General features: G+C 39.7%; 2 protein-coding genes. Both read left to right on the top strand.

Going from position 1 to position 916, the window contains the following annotated elements; genetic code table 11:
- Positions 1-64: 64 nt before the first annotated feature.
- Positions 65-418 (top strand): IS630 transposase-related protein, encoded by a 354-nt coding sequence (locus ACT3S4_RS14350; RefSeq protein ID WP_087816314.1) that lies wholly within the window; start codon positions 65-67, stop codon positions 416-418.
- On the top strand, positions 384-911 hold the full coding sequence (locus ACT3S4_RS14345) for an IS630 family transposase (RefSeq protein ID WP_413469117.1): 528 nt from the start codon (positions 384-386) through the stop codon (positions 909-911). Before ACT3S4_RS14350 ends, ACT3S4_RS14345 begins: the two co-directional genes overlap by 35 nt.
- The last annotated feature ends 5 nt before the right edge of the window (positions 912-916 follow it).

Genomic DNA, 916 nt, shown 5'->3' with positions numbered 1-916 from the left:
TATAGTCAGTCTTTTATAAATAAGATACAATACTTTTAAAATAAGCGACACGGCAGAAGAATACATGACCTATTCAGCAGACTTTCGAGCGCAAGTGATCAAAAGTGTCCAAAACAAAGACATGAGTATTCGTCAAGCTTGTATTTTCTATAATGTTAGCAAAACAGCACTACAGCGTTGGTTAAAAAACCCAAGTATTAAGAAAACTCGGGATAAGCCACCCAGTAAAATACCGAATGAGGCTCTTCTCAAAGACGTCGCTCAACATCCAGATGATTATATGTACGAGCGAGCACAGCGTCTAGGCTGCAGTAAATCGGGTATTGAGATTGCCTTGAAGCGCCTTGGTATCAGTCAAAAAAAAGACCTTAGAACATCCAAAAGTGTGTCCAATAAAAAGAGCGATATATCAGAGTAAGCTTGATAGCTTTAAGCAGCAAGGCTATCCCATTGTGTATATGGACGAAAGTGGCTTTGAGGCCGAAACTATTCGCCCTTATGGCTATGCACCAATTGGCAAACCTTGTATTGATCGCTACAACTGGCAAGCAAAAAAGCGTACTAACGTCATCGGTGCTCTGTATGAAAAAATGCTGTTTGCGCTTGATTACTTTGAGAAAAATATTAATAGCAGCATATTCTACCAATGGTGCAAACAAACACTAATCCCAAGCCTTAAGACTAAATGCGTTATAGTTATGGATAATGCTAGATTTCATAAAAGCAAACGTATTCAAAAGCTACTAAACAGGCACGGGCATCGTATTCTTTGGCTGCCGCCGTACAGCCCTGATCTAAACCCTATCGAGAAAAAGTGGGCACAGGCTAAGTTTCTACGCCAAGGGTGGATGGAGAATAATTTACCAAAACTGTTTCAGGATATGGGCTGTATCTCTTTTATTATAGACTGACTATA

The organism is Psychrobacter sp. AOP30-A2-5, from assembly GCF_052378115.1.
Lineage (GTDB): Bacteria > Pseudomonadota > Gammaproteobacteria > Pseudomonadales > Moraxellaceae > Psychrobacter.
Note: the sequence above shows the minus strand (reverse complement) of the source record. Positions and strands in the feature narration are given on the sequence as shown.

Bases quoted from the DNA above. Each gene is read 5' to 3' on its own strand.
- ACT3S4_RS14350 (WP_087816314.1), top strand. From the start codon at position 65: ATGACCTATTCAGCAGACTTTCGAGCGCAAGTGATCAAAAGTGTCCAA.